Origin of the sequence: Brevibacterium sediminis (assembly GCF_024895295.1) — a bacterium.
In the GTDB taxonomy this organism is placed as follows: Bacteria; Actinomycetota; Actinomycetes; order Actinomycetales; family Brevibacteriaceae; genus Brevibacterium; species Brevibacterium sediminis.
The window spans coordinates 26,161-43,842 of the sequence record NZ_JAHQRN010000006.1 but is presented as its reverse complement, the minus strand read 5'-3'; the positions used below and the strand labels follow the sequence as shown (position 1 = coordinate 43,842).

The 17,682-nt window shown below is 63.6% G+C and carries 14 protein-coding genes; 11 read left to right on the top strand and 3 right to left on the bottom strand.

The window, feature by feature from the left end; genetic code table 11:
* Nucleotides 1-179 precede the first annotated feature (179 nt).
* The 8 genes from KTJ89_RS14420 to KTJ89_RS14385 all read left to right on the top strand — a co-directional run bounded on the left by KTJ89_RS14420 (nucleotide 180) and on the right by KTJ89_RS14385 (nucleotide 9,627).
* Complete coding sequence (locus KTJ89_RS14420; protein WP_259358199.1) at nucleotides 180-1,124, top strand: phosphate/phosphite/phosphonate ABC transporter substrate-binding protein; 945 nt, start codon at nucleotides 180-182, stop codon at nucleotides 1,122-1,124.
* Between the two features lie 11 nt (nucleotides 1,125-1,135).
* On the top strand, nucleotides 1,136-2,053 hold the full coding sequence (gene phnC, locus KTJ89_RS14415) for a phosphonate ABC transporter ATP-binding protein (RefSeq protein WP_259358198.1): 918 nt from the start codon (nucleotides 1,136-1,138) through the stop codon (nucleotides 2,051-2,053).
* Complete coding sequence (phnE, locus tag KTJ89_RS14410) at nucleotides 2,050-3,729, top strand: phosphonate ABC transporter, permease protein PhnE (protein ID WP_259358197.1); 1,680 nt, start codon at nucleotides 2,050-2,052, stop codon at nucleotides 3,727-3,729. The genes phnC and phnE overlap by 4 nt, the downstream gene beginning before the upstream one ends.
* A 111-nt stretch (nucleotides 3,730-3,840) precedes the next feature.
* Complete coding sequence (locus KTJ89_RS14405; protein WP_139469539.1) at nucleotides 3,841-4,533, top strand: phosphonatase-like hydrolase; 693 nt, start codon at nucleotides 3,841-3,843, stop codon at nucleotides 4,531-4,533.
* On the top strand, nucleotides 4,530-5,603 hold the full coding sequence (locus KTJ89_RS14400) for an alcohol dehydrogenase catalytic domain-containing protein (RefSeq protein ID WP_259358196.1): 1,074 nt from the start codon (nucleotides 4,530-4,532) through the stop codon (nucleotides 5,601-5,603). Before KTJ89_RS14405 ends, KTJ89_RS14400 begins: the two co-directional genes overlap by 4 nt.
* 244 nt (nucleotides 5,604-5,847) lie before the next feature.
* On the top strand, nucleotides 5,848-7,329 hold the full coding sequence (locus KTJ89_RS14395; RefSeq protein ID WP_172172731.1) for a GntP family permease: 1,482 nt from the start codon (nucleotides 5,848-5,850) through the stop codon (nucleotides 7,327-7,329).
* 50 nt (nucleotides 7,330-7,379) lie between these two features.
* Entirely contained in the window at nucleotides 7,380-8,684 is a 1,305-nt protein-coding gene (locus KTJ89_RS14390) for a CaiB/BaiF CoA transferase family protein (protein WP_259358356.1), read from the top strand.
* Nucleotides 8,685-8,694: 10 nt separating this feature from the next.
* Entirely contained in the window at nucleotides 8,695-9,627 is a 933-nt protein-coding gene (locus KTJ89_RS14385; RefSeq protein WP_259358195.1) for a hydroxymethylglutaryl-CoA lyase-like TIM-barrel protein, read from the top strand.
* A gap of 73 nt (nucleotides 9,628-9,700) precedes the next feature.
* Here the strand turns inward: KTJ89_RS14385 and KTJ89_RS14380 are convergent, their stop codons facing one another.
* Nucleotides 9,701-10,498 carry an IclR family transcriptional regulator gene (locus KTJ89_RS14380; RefSeq protein WP_172172733.1) on the bottom strand — a complete coding sequence of 266 codons (798 nt, stop codon included), beginning with the start codon at nucleotides 10,496-10,498 and terminating at the stop codon, nucleotides 9,701-9,703.
* 199 nt (nucleotides 10,499-10,697) lie between these two features.
* Between KTJ89_RS14380 and KTJ89_RS14375 the strand changes: the two genes are divergently transcribed.
* The 3 genes from KTJ89_RS14375 to KTJ89_RS14365 all read left to right on the top strand — a co-directional run bounded on the left by KTJ89_RS14375 (nucleotide 10,698) and on the right by KTJ89_RS14365 (nucleotide 14,899).
* Nucleotides 10,698-11,582 carry a LysR family transcriptional regulator gene (locus KTJ89_RS14375; protein ID WP_172172735.1) on the top strand — a complete coding sequence of 295 codons (885 nt, stop codon included), beginning with the start codon at nucleotides 10,698-10,700 and terminating at the stop codon, nucleotides 11,580-11,582.
* A 100-nt stretch (nucleotides 11,583-11,682) separates the two neighbouring features.
* Nucleotides 11,683-12,630, top strand: a complete 948-nt coding sequence (gene kdgD / locus KTJ89_RS14370; RefSeq protein ID WP_139467845.1) for a 5-dehydro-4-deoxyglucarate dehydratase — start codon at nucleotides 11,683-11,685, stop codon at nucleotides 12,628-12,630.
* 109 nt (nucleotides 12,631-12,739) lie between these two features.
* The gene (locus KTJ89_RS14365) at nucleotides 12,740-14,899 is read left to right on the top strand and encodes an aldehyde dehydrogenase family protein (protein WP_310650302.1); all 2,160 of its coding nucleotides are present in this window, start codon (nucleotides 12,740-12,742) and stop codon (nucleotides 14,897-14,899) included.
* A gap of 222 nt (nucleotides 14,900-15,121) precedes the next feature.
* Here KTJ89_RS14365 and KTJ89_RS14355 read toward each other — a convergent pair whose 3' ends face one another.
* Together KTJ89_RS14355 and KTJ89_RS14350 are read right to left on the bottom strand one after the other, a co-directional pair.
* Nucleotides 15,122-16,771 (bottom strand): M24 family metallopeptidase, encoded by a 1,650-nt coding sequence (locus KTJ89_RS14355; protein WP_259358194.1) that lies wholly within the window; start codon nucleotides 16,769-16,771, stop codon nucleotides 15,122-15,124.
* Between the two features lie 119 nt (nucleotides 16,772-16,890).
* Complete coding sequence (locus tag KTJ89_RS14350; protein WP_139467842.1) at nucleotides 16,891-17,670, bottom strand: ABC transporter ATP-binding protein; 780 nt, start codon at nucleotides 17,668-17,670, stop codon at nucleotides 16,891-16,893.
* Between the last annotated feature and the right edge of the window lie 12 nt (nucleotides 17,671-17,682).

Genomic DNA, 17,682 nt, shown 5'->3' with positions numbered 1-17,682 from the left:
CATTTCAGTGACCGCCGCCACGATACGTCGGGGTAACTCCGAACCGACCGTGAAGTTGTCATGTCCAGTCGGTGAACTGCCTCGACTTGTATAGACATTCGACGGTGATCTCGGCACGATGAATGCGAACGATCACCTCAGCGCCTCAGCCGCACTGCTCTCCGAAAGGCCACCACGCCATGACCATGACCTCCCTCCTCCGCTCCACTGCGGTCCGGACCTTCACCGCCGGTCTCCTCGCCCTGCCTCTGCTCGCCGCCTGCGGCAGCTCCGGAGGAAACGGCGACGACACGATCACCTTCGCCGCCGTCCCCGCCGAATCCTCCTCGACGCTCGAATCCTCGTTCGAGAACGTCACGAAGCTGCTCGAAGAAGAGACCGGCAAGAAGGTCGAATTCCAGAACGCCTCGGACTACGCCGCCGTCGTCGAAGGCATGCGCGCCGGCCAGATCGACGCCGCCTCGTTCGGCCCCTTCGCCTACGTCATCGCCAAGGACTCGGGCATCAACATCGAACCGGCCGCGGCACCGACGAACGACAAAGCCAAGGATCCCGCCTACACCTCGCTGGCGTATGTGAAGAAGGGCTCCGACGTCAAAGACATGAAGGACCTCAAGGGCAAGAAGGTCTGCTTCGTCGATGCCGCCTCCACCTCCGGCTACCTCGTGCCGATGAAGGGACTCCAGGACGAAGGCATCGACATCGACAAAGACCTCGAACCGGTGATGTCCGGCGGCCACGACGCCTCGCTGCTGTCGCTGAACTCCGGTGACTGCGATGTCGCCTTCGCCCACGACGCCATGCTCACCACCCTCGAGAAGTCCGGTCAGGTCGACAAGGGCAGCCTCGAACCCATCTGGGAATCAGACCCGATCACCGAGGACCCGATCGCGGTGAACAACGACTCCCTCGACGCCGATACGGCCGCAAAGATCACCAACATCCTGCGCGAGAAGGCCAACGTCCCGGCGATGGTCGAATCCGGAATCTGCGACTCCGAGGACGACTGCGTCCTGCCCGAAGAGATCACCTACGGCTACAAGGAAGTCTCCGATTCGGACTTCGATTCGATCCGCGACATCTGCGACGCCACCCAGGCCGACGCCTGCAAGAACATCGGCTGAGAAGGATGACCATGCCACACTCACACACCGTTCCCCGCCCGACCACACCGGAACTGCAGAAGGAGATCGACTCCATCTATTCCGTCCAACTCGACCATGTGACGAAGGACTTCGGCAGCGGAGTCCTCGGCCTCGACGACGTCAACCTGGGTTTTCGCACCGGCGGAATCAGCGTCCTCCTCGGCCTCTCCGGCTCCGGCAAATCCACCCTCCTGCGCCATATCAACGGACTGCACAGCCCCACCTCGGGGAAGGTGCGCGTCCTCGGTGAGGACATGGACCGGCTGCGCCGCTCGGAGCTGAAGGCCGTGCGCCGCGACATCGGCGTCATCTTCCAGTCCTTCAACCTCGTCGGCCCGATGTCCGTGCTCGAGAACGTCTGCGCCGGGGCGCTCGGATCGCTGCGCGGACCGCGCATCACCCTGATGATGTACCCGAAGGCCATCCGCCGCGAAGCCCTCGAGAAGCTCGACCGGGTCGGTCTGGCCGACCGCGCCTACCAACGCGCCGACACGCTCTCCGGCGGTCAGCAGCAGCGGGTCGCGATCGCCCGCGCACTCATGCAGCACCCGAAGGTGCTGCTCGCCGATGAGCCCGTCGCCTCCCTCGACCCGGTATCGGCCCGCGACGTCATCGACCTGCTGCGGCAGATCTCCGCCGAGGATGACCTCACCGTCATCGCCTCCCTGCACCAGGTGCAGCTGGCCATCGATTTCGCCGACCGGATCATCGGTCTGCGCACCGGTCGCGTCGTCCTCGACCGCAAGACCGCCGGGCTCAGCGCCGAGGAGGCCTCCCAGATCTACTCGAGCGTGTCCGGAATGGACACCGCCGCCGAGGCGAGCGAGCGAGCCGGTGCGACCACTGCCGGATCGCAGACCGCGACGTCCGGCACCGAGGCGGGCGCCCGGGTGGGAGCCACCCGATGAGTCTCGTGCTCGACCGAGAGTCTCCCGCCGTCGTCGAACCGCGGCGTCCCCGCCCGTCGGGGAACTCCGCCGTCGCCGTCATCGTGCTCATCGGCCTCGCCGTTGCCGGTGCCTGGTCGGTGTGGTCGCTCGGGATCGACATCGCCACGATCGCCTCGTCGTTCGACAATGCCGTGGGGTTCTTCTCCCGCATCGTCCCGCTCGACTTCCCGGCGTTCGGTGAGACCGTCTCGCTTGTCGTCGAGACCTTGGCGATCGTGTTCCTGGCGACTCTGCTCTCCGTCGTGCTTTCGATCCCCGTCGCCCTCTTCGCCGCTCGCCCCACCCGGATGGGGCGCGGTTCGCAGTGGACGGCGCGCACCCTCATCGTCCTCGCCAGAGCGATTCCCGACCTCGTGCTCGCCATCGTGTTCCTGCGGATGTTCGGCCTCGGCGCCACGGCAGGCATCATCGCCATGGGCATCCATTCGGTGGGGATGATCGGCAAGCTCTACGCCGATGCCATCGAAGAGCTCGACGACGGACCCCGCGAATCGATCGAGGCCCTCGGCGGCAGCCGCTCCCAGCAGATCCTCACCGCGATCCCGCAGACGCTCATGCCGCAGCTCATCGCCACGGCTCTGCACCGCTTCGACATCAACCTGCGCACCTCGGTGCTGCTCGGCTATGTCGGCGTCGGCGGAATCGGCCTGGCCATCGCGGACTCCCTGCGCACCTTGGACTACCAGCGCGGGATGGCCCTGGCGGTCATCGTGCTCGTCCTGTGCATCGTCATCGAACTCGTCTCCGGATCCATCCGGGCCGCGCTCATGGCCTCGACAGGGGCGAAGATCACCGGCGGCACCTGGGTCGACCGGATATTCAACCGGGGTCGGGGAACCGGGGTCGGCGATCTCAACCTCACCCCACCATGGAGCGTGGCACGGTTCCGTCGTTTCGCCTCGGCGGCGGTGCTCATCGTCCTCACCATCGCCGCCCTGTGGCGGGTGGACGTGTCATGGTCGGCCCTGGCCGCGGGTCTGCTCGACCTGCCGCAGACCGTCAGCCTGTTCTTCCCGCCGTCGACCGGCGGGACGCTTACCAACCTCGTCGAGCAACTGCTCGTCACCATCCAGATCTCGCTGGCGGCGACGTTCATCGGGGCGATCCTCGCGGTGCCCATCGGCGTCCTCGCTGCCCGCAATGTCGTGGCGAACCGGGCGGTGTACAAGACGTTCCGCGTCCTCATCGTCATCGTCCGCGGCATCCCCGAGCTCATCCTCGCGATCATCTTCGTCGTCATCTCCGGACTCGGCGAGGTGGCCGGAACCCTGGCGCTGTCCATCGGTGCGATCGGCCTGCTCTCGAAGCTCATCGCCGACTCCATCGAGGAGACGGACCTCCAGGTCCAGGAGGCGATGCGGGCCACCGGAGCCGGCGAGGCGCAGGTGTTCTTCTCCGCCACTCTGCGGCAGGCGGCACCGGCATTCGTCGCCCACATCATGTACCTGCTCGACACGAACATCCGCTCGGCCACGCTGCTCGGCGTCGTCGGCGCCGGAGGCATCGGATTCCTGCTGCTCAACGCCTCGCGGGTCAACCAGTTCGATGTCGTGACGATGGTGCTCATCCTCATGGTCGCCGTCGTCCTCGCAGTCGAGGCCCTGTCCATGTGGCTGCGCCGAGCCGTGCGCTGAGCCTGCGCAATCAAGTCCACCCGCCCACCGAAGTTTCCGTCCGCCGACCAAGCGGACGAAGCAGAGCCCACGAACTCGCGTGGGCACCACCGCAAGAGAAAGAGAATCGACATGACTGAACTTGCCGTCTTCGACATGGCCGGAACCACCATCGACGAACGGGACGAGGTCTACCGCGTGCTGCGCGAGGCCACCGAACGAGAGGGCGCAGACTACTCCGATGAGGTCTTCCAGAAGTGGATGGGCACGGAGAAGCACTGGGCGATCGAGAATCTGCTCCGCCTCGGCGGAATCGAGGTCACCGAGGAGGTTCACGAGCGGGCTTGGCAGTGGTTCCGTGCCGAACTGCGCGAGACCTACACCAAGAATCCTCCGCGTCCGCTGCCCGGGATCGAGGAGGCCCTGTCGACCCTGCGGGAACGCGGGATCAAGGTGGGCCTGACCACCGGATTCTCCCGCGAGATCGCCGCCCTCATCTTCTCCACCATGGGCTGGGCGCCGGGTGAGACCTTCGACGTCGCGGTCACCGGCGACGAGGTGCCCGCCGGACGTCCGGCGCCGGACCTGATCAACAAGGTCATGGACACGGTCGGAGTCACCGACCGCGCTGCCGTCGTCAGCGTCGGCGACACCTCGGCGGATATTGAATCGGCACTCAACGCCGAGGTCACGGCGGTGGGCGTTCTCACCGGGCACCTGAGTCGAGAGGATTTCGCGGCCGAGGGCGCGCACCTCGTCCTCGATTCCGTGGCGGATCTGCCCGCGGTCCTCGCCGAGCAGGAAGCTGCGGTGGTCGCGAAGTGAAATCGACCGTCCCCGATTCGACGATGACCGGCACCGAGGCGGCCGGTCGTGGCCGCGCGACCGCTCAGCCGTTTGCCCAGGTGTGGACGGGAGGCTCGGAATTCGAGCTCCGCACGTTCGACCGACCGCAGCTGGCACCGGGCGAGAGCCTCATCCGGCTGACCGCGGCGACGGTGTGCGGGTCCGACCGGCACACCGTCAGCGGACGTCGTCCGGGGGCGTGCCCCTCGGTGCTCGGTCACGAAGGTGTCGGCATCGTCGAGGAGACGCGCGGGGATGTGCCCGTCGGCACTCGCGTGGTCTTCTCGGTCACCTCGGTGTGCGATCAGTGCCGGAACTGTCGACGCGGGCTGAGCGCGAAATGCAGCTCGGTGCGCAAGGTCGGCCACGAATCGGCCGAGTCGGATTGGGCGCTGTCGGGCACCTACGCCAGCCATATCCACCTGCCTGCCGGGGTGGCTGTGGTCCCGGTGCCGGACTCGCTGCCCGATGGGGTGGCGGCGACCGCGGGATGCGCCGTGGCCACCGTGATGGCGATGTGTGAAGCAGCCGGTGACCTGCGGGGACGACGGGTGTTCGTCAATGGCATCGGGATGCTCGGGTTGACCGCGGTCGGAGCCGCTCTGGCCCGCGGTGCGGCCGAGGTCGTCGCCGCCGATCCGCACCCGGACCGCCGCTCTCTGGCCGACCGGGCGGGGGCGACGCGGTCCGTTGAACCAGGTGAGGAGATCGCTGATGTCGAGGTCGCTCTCGAGCTCTCGGGTGCCGAGTCAGGGGTGCGCTCCTGCATTTCGCCGTTGGGTGTCGGGGGCGTTGTGGTCCTCGCCGGCAGCGTGACGCCGGGGCCGCAGGTGTCGATCGATCCCGAGCAGATGGTGCGCGGATGGCGCACGATCACCGGAGTCCACAATTTCGAACCTCACCACCTGGCCGAGGCCGTGGACTTCTTAGCAGCCGACGGCGCCGCTCTGCCGTGGCAGGACATCCTCGGCGGCCCGATCCCCTTGAGGGACCTGCCGCAGGAGTTCGCGTCCCCGACCAAAGCCCTCCGCACAATAGTCTCCCTCTAATTACTACGTGACGGCGGCCCAGCTACCTCGCGCGAGGTTGCTGGGCCGCCGTCGGGTAGTAATTACCTCACTAGGCAGGGCTTCTTGGCGTCGAAGGTCCAGCCGGGGACCAAGTACTGCATGGCGACCCGGGGTCTCCTCTAATGGATCGACGCTCCAGCGGTCTCCCGCAATATTGACATTGTGAGTTTGAACTCATATCGTGAGTCAGCAATGACTCACGCACACACACATAGGAGTGTTGATGTCCGACGTCGCCATCATCGTCAATACAGCCATCGCGGTTGTCGCCACTGTTGTATTGATCGTGCGCTTCAAGGTCAATCCAGTCATTTCCCTCGTCATCGGTTCGCTCTACCTCGGCCTCATCACAAGGATGGGAGTGGAGAAGACCGTCGAGACGATCACCAAGGGTTTCGGCGACATCATGGTCGACCTCGGACTTCTCATCGCCTTCGGCATCCTGATGGGATCGATCCTCAACGCCACCGGAGCGATTTCCCGCCTCGTCGATGGGCTGCTCCGCATTTTCGGCTCCCGCGGCATCCCCTATGCGCTGGGGACTGCGGTCGGAACTGTGTTGCAGTCGATCTTCGTCGATGTCCTTCTCGTCATCACTGCACCGTTGGCCAAACGCGTCGGACACAGGATCGGTCGCTTCGGAACTCCGAAGATGGCCGTCGCAATGGCCGTCGGTCTAGAGTGCGGCATCGTCTTCACCGTCCCCGGCGTCGGCGCACTCGCCCTCGCCGGACTCCTCGGCGTCCCCCTGGGCAAGATGCTCGTCTTCGGTCTGCTCGTCGTCGTGCCCACCGTCCTCCTCACCATCTTCATCACCTCATTCCTCTTCCGCCGGGGCTGGTGGAAGGAGGAACGAGACGAACAAGAAGTCGAGAAGGAACTGGCGGAGGCGACCTCAACCGCCGGTTCTGCGGCTGGGACGTCCACCGCAGGAGCCCGCTCTTCGGCTGGTGCATCATCAGGTGCCGCCAGGACATCGTCACAGCCTGATGACCCTTCCCGTCCCGCCGATGAAGGCGGTGCCGTCATGACCGCGACGGCCGAGTCGACGTCAACCCATCAACCACCACTGTGGCTGCTCTTCGGTCCGTTGCTGCTGGCCCTGTTCTTCATCGCCGGTGGCGCGGTGGCCGACATCGCCGGATTCACGCCCGGTTGGGTCCTCTTCTTCGGCGAACCCAACATCGCTCTGCTCATCGGGCTCCTCGGAACTATGGTCGTTGCGCACTTCTGCATCGGACGCGAAGGCATCGAAGATGCCGTCACCAGCGGCTTCCGGGAGAGCGGCCAAATCCTTCTCCTCACCGGCGTCGGCGGCTCCCTGGCCGCTGTGGTCACCGAAGCCGGCATGGGCGACATTCTCGGAGAGGTCTTCTCTGCGAGTACCGTGGCTCCTCTCCTCGTCGTCTGGGGCATCGCCGCAATCCTCCACGTGGCCGTCGGCTCCGTCACTCTCTCGGCGATCACCGCCGCCGGGCTCCTCGCTCCCGTGGCACCGAGCATCGGACTCGACCCTGTGCTCATCGCCCTCGCTGCCGGCGCCGGTTCACTGTTCATCATCCACGTCACCTCGAATACCTTCTGGCTGCTGCAGACCCTCCTCGGCCAGACAGTCCGCGGAGCCCTGAAGACCGTTACCGTCTCACTCTCCATCGCTTCCGTCGTCGCCCTCATCTGCGTCCTGGCCCTGAGCCTGTTCATCTGAACCACCGAAAGGATCCCCCCTTGACTGCTGCCGCACCCACTCCCGGGGACATGCCCACGCTCCTGACGACCACTTCACAATCCGAGGCGCCACTTCCCCTGGAAGGTGTGCGTGTCATCGAACTCGGCAACTACATTGCCGCTCCCACCACTGGGCGCCTCCTCGCGGACTTCGGCGCCGAAGTGATCAAGATCGAGCGCCCGCACACCGGGGACGAACTGCGCAATTGGCGGCTGCAGAAGGGCAGTGTGTCCATGCTCTACCGGACGATAAATCGCAACAAGAAGTCCGTGGAACTTGACCTTCGCTCGGAAATCGGCCGCCAGGCGATCCTCGATCTCGTCCGCGACTCCGATGTCCTTCTCGAGAACTTCCGTCCGGGCACGCTTGAGCGTTGGGGGATCGGACCTGACGTCCTGCACGCGATCAATCCGGACATCATCATCACGCGCATTTCTGCCTTCGGACAGACCGGTCCGCTCGCCGAGCGCCCGGGCTTCGCCGCCGTCGCCGAGGCCTTCAGCGGATTCCGCAACCTCGTCGGCGACCCCGACCGCGCTCCGGTCCGGGTCGGAGTCTCAATCGGCGACTCCATCGCCGGACTCTACGCCGCTTTCGGCACCGCCATTTCCCTATTCCAACGCCTCGCACTCCGCGATGCACAACACCACGCCACCACTGGACCGGACCAGACGTCCGATGCGGAACCCGCCAGCCGCTCAGCCGCACCCAACCGGATGGTCGACGTCGCATTGCACGAGGCGATGTTCTCCATGCTCGAATCCCTCGTCCCTGACTACAGCGCCTATGGAACTGAACGCGAGCGCACCGGCGGACGGATGGAGGGCATCGCCCCATCGAACGCTTATCTGTGCGGCGACGGCGGCTCCATCGTCGTCGCGGGCAATGGAGACGGAATCTTCAAACGGTATATGGAAGCCATCGACCGGCCGGATCTCGCCGAGGACCCCGACCTTCAGACCAACGCTGGACGGTGGAACCGCCGGGACGACCTCGACGCCGCAATCGGAGCGTGGACCCTCACCCGCACCGTGTCCGAAGCACTCAACACTCTCGATGCCGCCGGCGTCCCGGCCGGAGCCATCCACACAGCCGCGGACATCGTCAACGAGCCCCAATTTATCGCGCGCGACATGATTCAGTACCGCGAGGTGTCGACCGGCGAGGAGACGCTCACCGAGGTGGGATTCCCTGGAATCGTCCCTGTGATCGGCGAGAGGTCTCTGCCGATCCGTACGCTCGGGCCCGACCTCGGCGCGCACACTGAGGAGATCCTCGGCGACCGCCTTGGAATGAGCACCGCCGACATCCGCATGGCCACGAAGAAGGACTGAAGGAGTTCCCTTGACCGCCGCTTCCACAACTCCCATCCTCCGCGACGTCACATTGCGCGACGGGCTCCAGCTCACGGGAAAGCTGCTGAGCACCGAACGCAAGGTTGCCGCCGTCAGAGCTCTCATCTCCGCCGGCGTCGAGGAGATCGAGCTCGGTTCCATGGCCCGCCCCGACCTCGTACCGCCGATGGCCAACACGCTCGAAGTCGTCGAGGCGCTCACCGAGGACGAACTCGCCCACTGCTGGATCTGGGTGGCCACTCCCGGTCAGGTCCGACGGGCCGTCGACGCCGGCATCACCAACATCCAGTACTGTCTGTCCGTGTCCGACGCTCACAACAAGGCAAACATCGGCCGCGACACGGAGACCAGCATGTCTGCCTTCCCCGAGAGCTTCGACATCGTCAGGTCCGCGGGCGGACGCATCCAACTGTGCCTGGCGACGTCGTTCACCTGCCCGTTCGACGGCGAAGTCGACCCGCAACGGGTACTGGCCATTGCCCGCGATCCGCGCGCGATCGACGCCGACGACATCGTCATCTGCGACACACTGGGTCAGGCCGTGCCGGCCCAGGTGTCGTCGCTCATCGCTGCCGCAGCCGAGACGAACAGAGACCGCCGGGTCGTCTTCCACGGCCACGACACATGGGGTTTGGGAGTCGCCAACAGTCTCGTGGCCGCTTCTGCCGGTGCCGCAGTCCTCGATGGAGCTCTCGGCGGACTCGGCGGATGCCCGTTTGCTCCGGGTGCCAGCGGCAATACTTCGAGCGAGGACTTGCTCTTCGCCACTCGTCCTGAATGGCTGACGCCGGGGACGTTCGCCGACCTCGTCGAGCTTTCGGAATCGATCACCACTGAACTCGGTGAAGAACCGCGATCAAAGGCTGCACAGGGCGCCCGCTCCAAGGCGGAGGCCTTTCCCTGGGTGATCCCTACGACCTGATTGCGAAGGATTGGCCAATAGAGGTCGTAGACGAACCGGTGCATTCGGACTGCGGAATATCCGCGGCCGACGATCAGGATTCCGCGGCCTCGCCGGGGAAGCGTCCGCCGAGGAGCCGAGTGATCCGTTCGGCCGCGTCGACGACAGGTTCGATCCATTCCTCGCAGACCTCGCGGGGCATCCGAAAGACAGGACCGTTGATGGAGACCGCCGAGGTGATCCTCGCTCTGGCATCGAAGACCGGCGCCGAGAGTCCCGATGCGCCCGATTCGCGTTCGCCAATGGTGATGGCGAACCCGTCAGCTTTCGTCTGCGCGACCACTTGACGCAATTCGTCCGGCGAGGTGATCGTCGCATCCGTGAGCGAGTCGAGCGTGGCATCGAGCAGCTGCTCCATCGCTTCAGGATCCCATGCGAGCAGGACCCGTGAGGCCGAGCCGACATGCAAGGGCATCATCTTCCCAACATGCAGCTCCCGGCGCAGCGCATGCCGGGTCTCGGCCAGGCCGATGCACACTCGGTAGTCGCCCTCCCGCCGGAACAGCACAGCCGATTCCCCAGTAAGATCCCGCAGCTCCCTGAGCACCGGGATGACGACATCGTGTTCATCCCGCCCAGTCGTGGCCGGGGCCGCCCAGAAGGCCATCCGCATGCCGATCCGGTACTTGTCCTCGGTCTTCTCGAGGAACCCCTGCTCGACGAGGTTGGCGACAAGTCGTTGGACGGTCGATGCCGGCAAGCCAGTCGCGTCGCGGATATCAGTGAGCGTCCGTTCCGGAGCACGCAGCGAGAAGGCGTCGAGGATCGCAGAAATCTTCCCGAGCACCAGAAGTTGGTTCTGACGCCCGGCTTGCTTGTCCGCATCGGTCATGTTTGCCAGCTTAGTCGCGATGGACTCAACGTGCCCCGCCCAGAACTACGTGACGGCGGCCCAGATACCTCGCGCGAGGTATCTGGGCCGCCGTCGGGTAGCGCGGAGGGAGTTGCCGACAACTGAAAGCGAGGTGCCGCACGCCCGATACACTGCTGAACAGCACAGGCCGTGGCCCACGAAAGAAAACGAGCGAGCGATGCAGTTCACCTTGGCACAGATCACCGGCTTCATCGCGGTGGCCGAAAACCTTCACTTCGGACGCGCCGCTGAAGAGCTGAATATGACCCAGCCACCGTTGAGCCGGCAGATCCAGAAGCTGGAGAAATCGATCGGTGTCCACCTCTTCGAACGCAACAATCGCACCGTCACACTTACGCCGGCAGGTGAGGCCTTCCTCGCTGAGGCATACGGTCTGCTCGCCTCCGTCGAGCGTGCGCCGCGGCGAGCACAGAAGATCGCCGAGGGCTCCTGGGGTCAGATCACCATCGGGTGCACTGCGGTCTCGACGTTCGGCGTCCTCGGCAGTCTGGTCTCGACCCTGGCAGAACAGCTGCCGGGCATAAGCGTCGAGATCGCCGAGATGGTTACGGCAGAACAGATCAAGGCCTTGTCTGAGGGCAAGATCGACATCGGCCTGGGGCGAGTGGGCCGCATTCCCGAAACCATCGACGCGACCCTGGTCCTGTCTGAGCAGCTCGTACTGGCAGTCCCTTCGGACCATGCGTTCGCCGCACGTGACTCTGTGGACACAAAGGAGATCTCCGGTCAGCGACTGCTCATGCACGATGCCACGAGGGCTCGATACTTCTACGATCTCACCGTTCGCTACATCGATGTCGAAGCCAATGAGGTGGCTCATTCGCTGAGCCAGATCCTGACCATCGTCAATCTCGTCGCTGCTGGTCGCGGCATCGCCGTCGTCTCGGAATCAGCTGCTCGCCTCGGCGTCGACGGTGTCACATATGTGCCGCTCTACGACGCTCCACGCGATGTCGTCGAACTTCATGCGATCTGGAATCCGGAGTCCCGCAACCCGGCACTCAAGGAAGTCCTCGCATTGATTCGCAGAGAATTAAGATAATACCTTCTGGGCATCAATGCATATATAAATAATCTTGGACAGGAATTATTCCTCGTTCTTACAGTGGGATCACTATCCCGACTAACAAGGACGTCATTCCGTGGCCAATTACCAACCTCAAGAACTCGCCGACCACCTCAAGGACGGACTCCTCTCCTTCCCCGCGACAGCATTCAACGCAGACCTGTCCCTCGACGCCGACGCCTATTCCGACCACATCACCTGGCAGTCGAGCTTCGACGTCGCAGGACTCTTCGCCGCTGGCGGAACCGGCGAGGGATTCAGCCTCACTCCCCCGGAAGCGAAACAGGTCGTGGGCTTGGCAGTTTCAAACTCACGTACTGAAGTGCCGGTCCTTGCTTCGGCAGGGGGTGCCACTGCACACGCCGTGCAGAATGCGATCGACGCCGAGGAAGCCGGAGCAGAGGGCCTTCTGGCCCTTCCTCCCTACCTCACTGAATGCAGCCAAGACGGCCTCTTCGAGCACGTATCCGCCATCTGCAAAGCAACCAAGATCGGCGTCATCGTCTACAACCGGGCAAATGCGATCTACTCGCCCGAGACCGTTGAACGCCTCGCCGACACCCATGAGAATTTCATCGGCTTCAAGGACGCCCTCGGCGACATCGAGCAGCTGACGAAGGTCTACGCCCGCACCGGCGACCGCCTCTTCTACCTCGGCGGACTTCCGACCGCCGAAGTCTATGCACTGCCATTGCTGCAGCTCGGAATGAGCACCTACTCATCCGCCATGTTCAACTTCGCACCCGAATTCGCCCTCGACTTCTACGATGCGGTGCGCAAACAGGACCGCGCCGCCGTGACAGAGAAGCTCAACTCCTTCGTCCTGCCCTACTCGAAGATCCGCGAACGAGTGGCCGGCTACGGCGTCTCCATCGTCAAGGGCGGCCTCAAAGTCATCGGCCGCGACTGCGGGCCGGTCCGGCCACCCTTGCAGAACCTCACCGAGGCAGACCTGCAGGATCTCGAACAAGTTATGTCCGCTGCCGGCATCCGACTCGACCGCACCGCGTCCGCGGTCGCCTGAACGTTCAGTCCGCCACGAATCCGCGGCTGAGACAGCCACACCCACAGATCGGCGCCGATCGGCTTGAGCCGGTCGGCGCCGACATCGCTATCAGGAATAGAGGTCACTTATGACGACGCAGTTCACTACCGCGACGACCGACTCGGACGTCGACACATCACTTTCCGGCACATCAATTGTGGCCGGCACGAAGACGCCAGGACAGGGGGAGACCAGCCGTGCAATCAATCCGGCGACAGGTGAGACCTTAGATCCCGAATACACGCTGCTCACCGAGGAGCAGGTATCCGCAGCCATCGCCGAGGCCCACGATGCGTTCCCTTCGTACCGCGGCACTTCGCCGGAGATCCGCGCAACCTTTCTCGAGAGAATCGCAGCCAATATCGAGTCTGACGCGCGGCGCATCGTCGACCGGGCCGTTCTGGAGACCGGACTTCCTGCGGGGCGCCTGAATGGCGAGATCACCAGAACCTCCAACCAGCTGCGCCTGTTCGCATCGGTCGTTCGGCTCGGTGACGCCCACGGCGTGCGCATTGATCCCGCGCTCCCGGAACGCGCACCGCTGCCGCGCCCCGATATTCGTCAGCGCAAGGTTCCTCTGGGCCCCGTCGCTGTCTTCGGCGCGAGCAACTTTCCCCTTGCTTTCTCAACCGCAGGCGGTGACACCGCTTCCGCACTTGCTGCCGGATGCCCGGTAATCGTCAAGGCCCATAATGCCCACCCCGGGACCAACGAACTGGTCGGTGCCGCCATCACTCGTGCCGTTCGCGACAGCGGGCTTCACCCGGGCGTCTTTTCACTCGTCTATGGGGCTGGCTCCGAGGTCGGGCAGCAGCTAGCCACGGACCGGCGAATCACGGCCGTAGGATTCACCGGTTCCAGGGCTGCCGGACTGGCATTGTCGGCCGCCACCGCGGCTCGACCCACACCGATCCCTGTCTATGCCGAGATGAGTTCAATCAATCCCGTGTTCGTCCTGCCAGGCGCCATTGCCGATGACGTCGCCGAGGTGGCCCAAGGCTTTTTCGGAGCAGTGACCGGTTCCTCCGGTCAGTTGTGCACCTCCCCTGGAATTCTCTTCGTTCCCAACGGCGACCGTGGAGATGCTCTGACGGCTCGCATTGCTGAGGAATTCAACGCGGCGAAGGGTCAAACGATGCTCACTCCCTCCATAGCCGCAGCCTGGCAGAGTGGAGTCGACCAGCTTTCAGCACAGCCGGGCGTCTCATCTCTGGCTCAGGGGGCGGATGGGGAGACGCTCAACGCGCCCGGGCCCCGCGTGTTCACGACCTCGATCCAGGACTTCGCGTCGAACAAGGAACTGCAGAATGAGATCTTCGGTTCCGCTGCCCTCGTCGTGCGCTATCACTCGACTGATGAGCTGGAGCATGTCGTAGCAGAGCTCGAAGGACAGCTGACTGCGACACTGCAGATGAGTGAACAGGACACCGAGGTGGCCGACGCGCTTGTGCGCGCGCTGGAACTCACCGTCGGACGGATCATCGTCAACGGTTGGCCGACAGGAGTCGATGTCGGCCATGCGATGATCCATGGTGGACCGTTTCCAGCGACGTCAGCTCCGCAGACCACTTCGGTGGGTGCAACTGCGATCGACAGGTTCCTCCGCCCGGTCGCCTACCAGAACGTCCCGCAGGCCATTCTTCATCCGGTCCTCCAGGACGCCAATCCTTGGGCGGTGGCCCGGGTGCTCGATGGTCGATACTCTGCAGCACAGCGTGGCGATGCCTCGGCCGCTACCGACGCAGCTGTCTCGGCGAAATCCTTCGCAGACGGCGTGCGCCACCGTCTCAATGAACTCGGATTCGACCTTCCCGAAGCCAATCCCGCCAGCTACAGCTACGAGACGGTGACCGTCGCCGGCCAGTTGGCCTTCGTGTCCGGGCAGATTGCCAAACAAGGCGGAGAAGTACCGGTTCAGGGAGTCGTCGGTGAGGATCTGAGCATAGAGGACGGAATTGCGGCAGCTCAGCTGTGCGCGGTGAATCTCATTGCCCAGCTGGAGACGAACCTCGGCCTCGACAATGTCGAGGGCATCGCCAAACTCAACGTCTATGTGGCCAGTCCGACAGACTTCAGTAAGCACCCCGTCGTCGCTGAAGGGGCCTCCAAACTCCTTGTCGATGCTCTGGGAGACGCAGGCCGTCATGCACGCACTGCTCTGGGAGTCCCGCGTCTCCCTGCGAACTCACCGGTTGAGATCGAAGCCGTGGTCAAGCTCAAGAGTCCAGGTGAACTCCGCCCCAGCTGATCAGCTGCCAAGCTGACAGCACAAACGCAGAGCGGTCCGGTCGATTCAACGACCGGACCGCTTTCAATTCCCTGCTGACCATAAGGTAACTGCATCTCACTCTTCTGCTGGTTTCAATCTACGCAACGGGGCGGACACTCCCTTGTGGGAATGTCCGCCCCGTTCAACCTGTAAGGAGTTGAGCGTCCTGCGTGAGACACATCGAAGTGGAGAGGTCCCGCCTCAGCGCTTGGAGAGAATATAGGTACGGTCCGACCCGATGAACCAGAGGTCCTCAGTGCCGATCGCCACATTGCCGTACCGCCACGGGATCTCCGCGGCGCCGAAGGAACCGACCTCCAAGACGTGCTTGTAGCCGGGACGCAGCTCGTTGGCGAATGACTCCTGCTTGCCCATGAGGTGCCCGACATTGCGCTTCCGGTATTCCGTGTTGAAATCCACGTCTGCACCGAGCATGCCGATCTCGATCATCCTGTCGAGGTGGGGCGCCAAGTAGTCCAATGTCCCCTGATGGACATCCTCGCACACGACTCCGGGACGCAACTGGCCGATGATTCCCTCACGGACCACGTCGAAGAAGAACTCATAGGCCTCTTTGGCGCTATCGGTACGCGGAAGCGACCGTGCCATATCGGAGGTCGCCACAGTGATCCCGTCAAAGGTGATCCGCACACCGGCGTCGAGTTGGATGCACTTCGTGTCATCGTTGATCGGGAAATCGACGGGAGGTCCGGGAAACAGCATTCTGTTCGAGGAGTGCAAGTTGGTGAAGTACGGTTCGATCGCAAAAGGAATCACGTTGTCCGTGCGAAATTCGACGATCTTGTCCACATAGCGCGCGTAGATGTCGAGCTCGGTGAACTCAAGCCCCGCCGCCAACGACTCCTCCGCCCATTTCAGAGCCTCTTCGATGGCGAAGACGCTGCACCTGGCAGCAACGATCTGGAACCCGAGGTCTTCGTGGTCACGAATATCGCGCCAGTGACCGAGAGCGGTCGACAACTCATTGAGGACGGCGCCTTCGGCTTCGAGTTCGAGTGCCAGACCGGTTGCGATCCACTCCTCCTCAACGCCGATCTGATTGCCATGAGCCAGTGCCACAGCTGCCGCACCAAGTCCGGCGAAGCGGCCGATAGGAGTGCCGGACACACCGTGCGCGGTCTCCGGGGCGAGAACGTAGAGTTTCTCGTCCTGCGTTGACCAAACCGCCAGTTGATCTTCGCTCTGCTGAGTTCCGACGACCTCGCTGAAGTTCGGCGGAGCGGCGATGATGACGGCGTCGAGACCGCGGTCCTTCGCCATCGACTGCAGCGCCGAATAGCGTGTGTCGGTCTGCGACTGGATCTCCTTGTCCAGTCCGTCAAGATGTTCGACGTCGTCGATGAGCCGCGTCGCAGTCTCCGCTCCGAGCTCACGCCAGCGAGAGAAGCGCTCAAGAACCGCTGCGGTGTCGATCTCATAGGCGACCACCGGAGTCGTCGGCTGCTTGTCGGCGACGACATCGAGGCTCTTCGACAACGTCGAGTAGTGCTTCATGACAACACCGGAGTCGAGACCGACCTGATCCCCTTCTGCGAGCTCCTCAACCAATGTCGAGAGTGATGCTGAGGCTGGTGTATCGGCAACAATTCGGGGATCGATCGTCACCCACGGCGCATAGAATCTCATCCGCTCCTTCGGTACCCCGGCGGACAGGACGTTTCCCTGCTCCTGCTGGCGAACAAGCAGCACTTCACCGTCAGTCGTGTCGGCGATGATCGGCGCAACCAGAGGGCTCGAATCAAGGCGAATCGCAGAGAACAGAAGGCTCTTCTGGGCATGTAGTCCGAACGAATCTGCCAGACGCGTCTTGTCGGTTGTCAGTTTGATCATTGCGTTTCCAACTCCATATCTTCCTTGAGACGTGTTCGCCTCGTGCGGTGTGCCTTGGGCCGAAGGATCCCTGCCGGCCATCCCTGGCATGTGTTCGTCGGGCCGGACGGGCGGACCGCTCAGCTGATTCCGGCGGTGACGCCGATGTGGGATTCGATCTCCGCCACGTAGCTGGCGAAGTTCTCTGAGAATTTGTGCTCTTTCGCGCGGGGACGTTCGATGTCCACCTTGACGTCAGCGACGATCCGTCCCGGACGATCACCGACAACGACGACTCGATCTGCCAGCCATACAGCTTCAGAGATGCTGTGGGTGACGAAGAGGACACTGCAGCCCGTGCGGCGCCAGATCCTCTGGATTTCGAAGTTCATCGAATCACGCGTCATCGCGTCGAGTGCGCCGAATGGCTCATCCATGAGGAGAATTTCCGGACGTGAAACCAACGCGCGGCAGATGGCGACGCGTTGCTGCATCCCACCGCTGAGCTCGTAGGAGTACCGGGTCGCTTTCTCTCCAAGTCCGACCATGTGCAGCAGCTCCATGGCGTGGTCCTTGGATTCCGATGTGACGGCGTCACGAAATTCCAAGGGCAGGAGGACATTGTCGAGATTATTCCGCCAGGGCAGGAGGACCGGGCTCTGGAACACCATTCCGATGTCCTTGAGAGCGGCGCTGATCTCACGTCCGCGGATGAGGATTTCGCCTTCAGAGGCTTCCTGCAGACCCGAGATCGTGTTGAGCAGAGTGGTCTTTCCGCTGCCGGACTGGCCGACGATCGAGACGAACTCCCCCGGGTTGACATGGAAGTCGAGTCCCTTGAGGACGACGTTCTCCTGCCCGTCTCGCGAGGTGTAGGTCTTGCCGACGTTGTTGACTGAGATCGCATAGTCAGTGGTCATGGTCGTACTCCA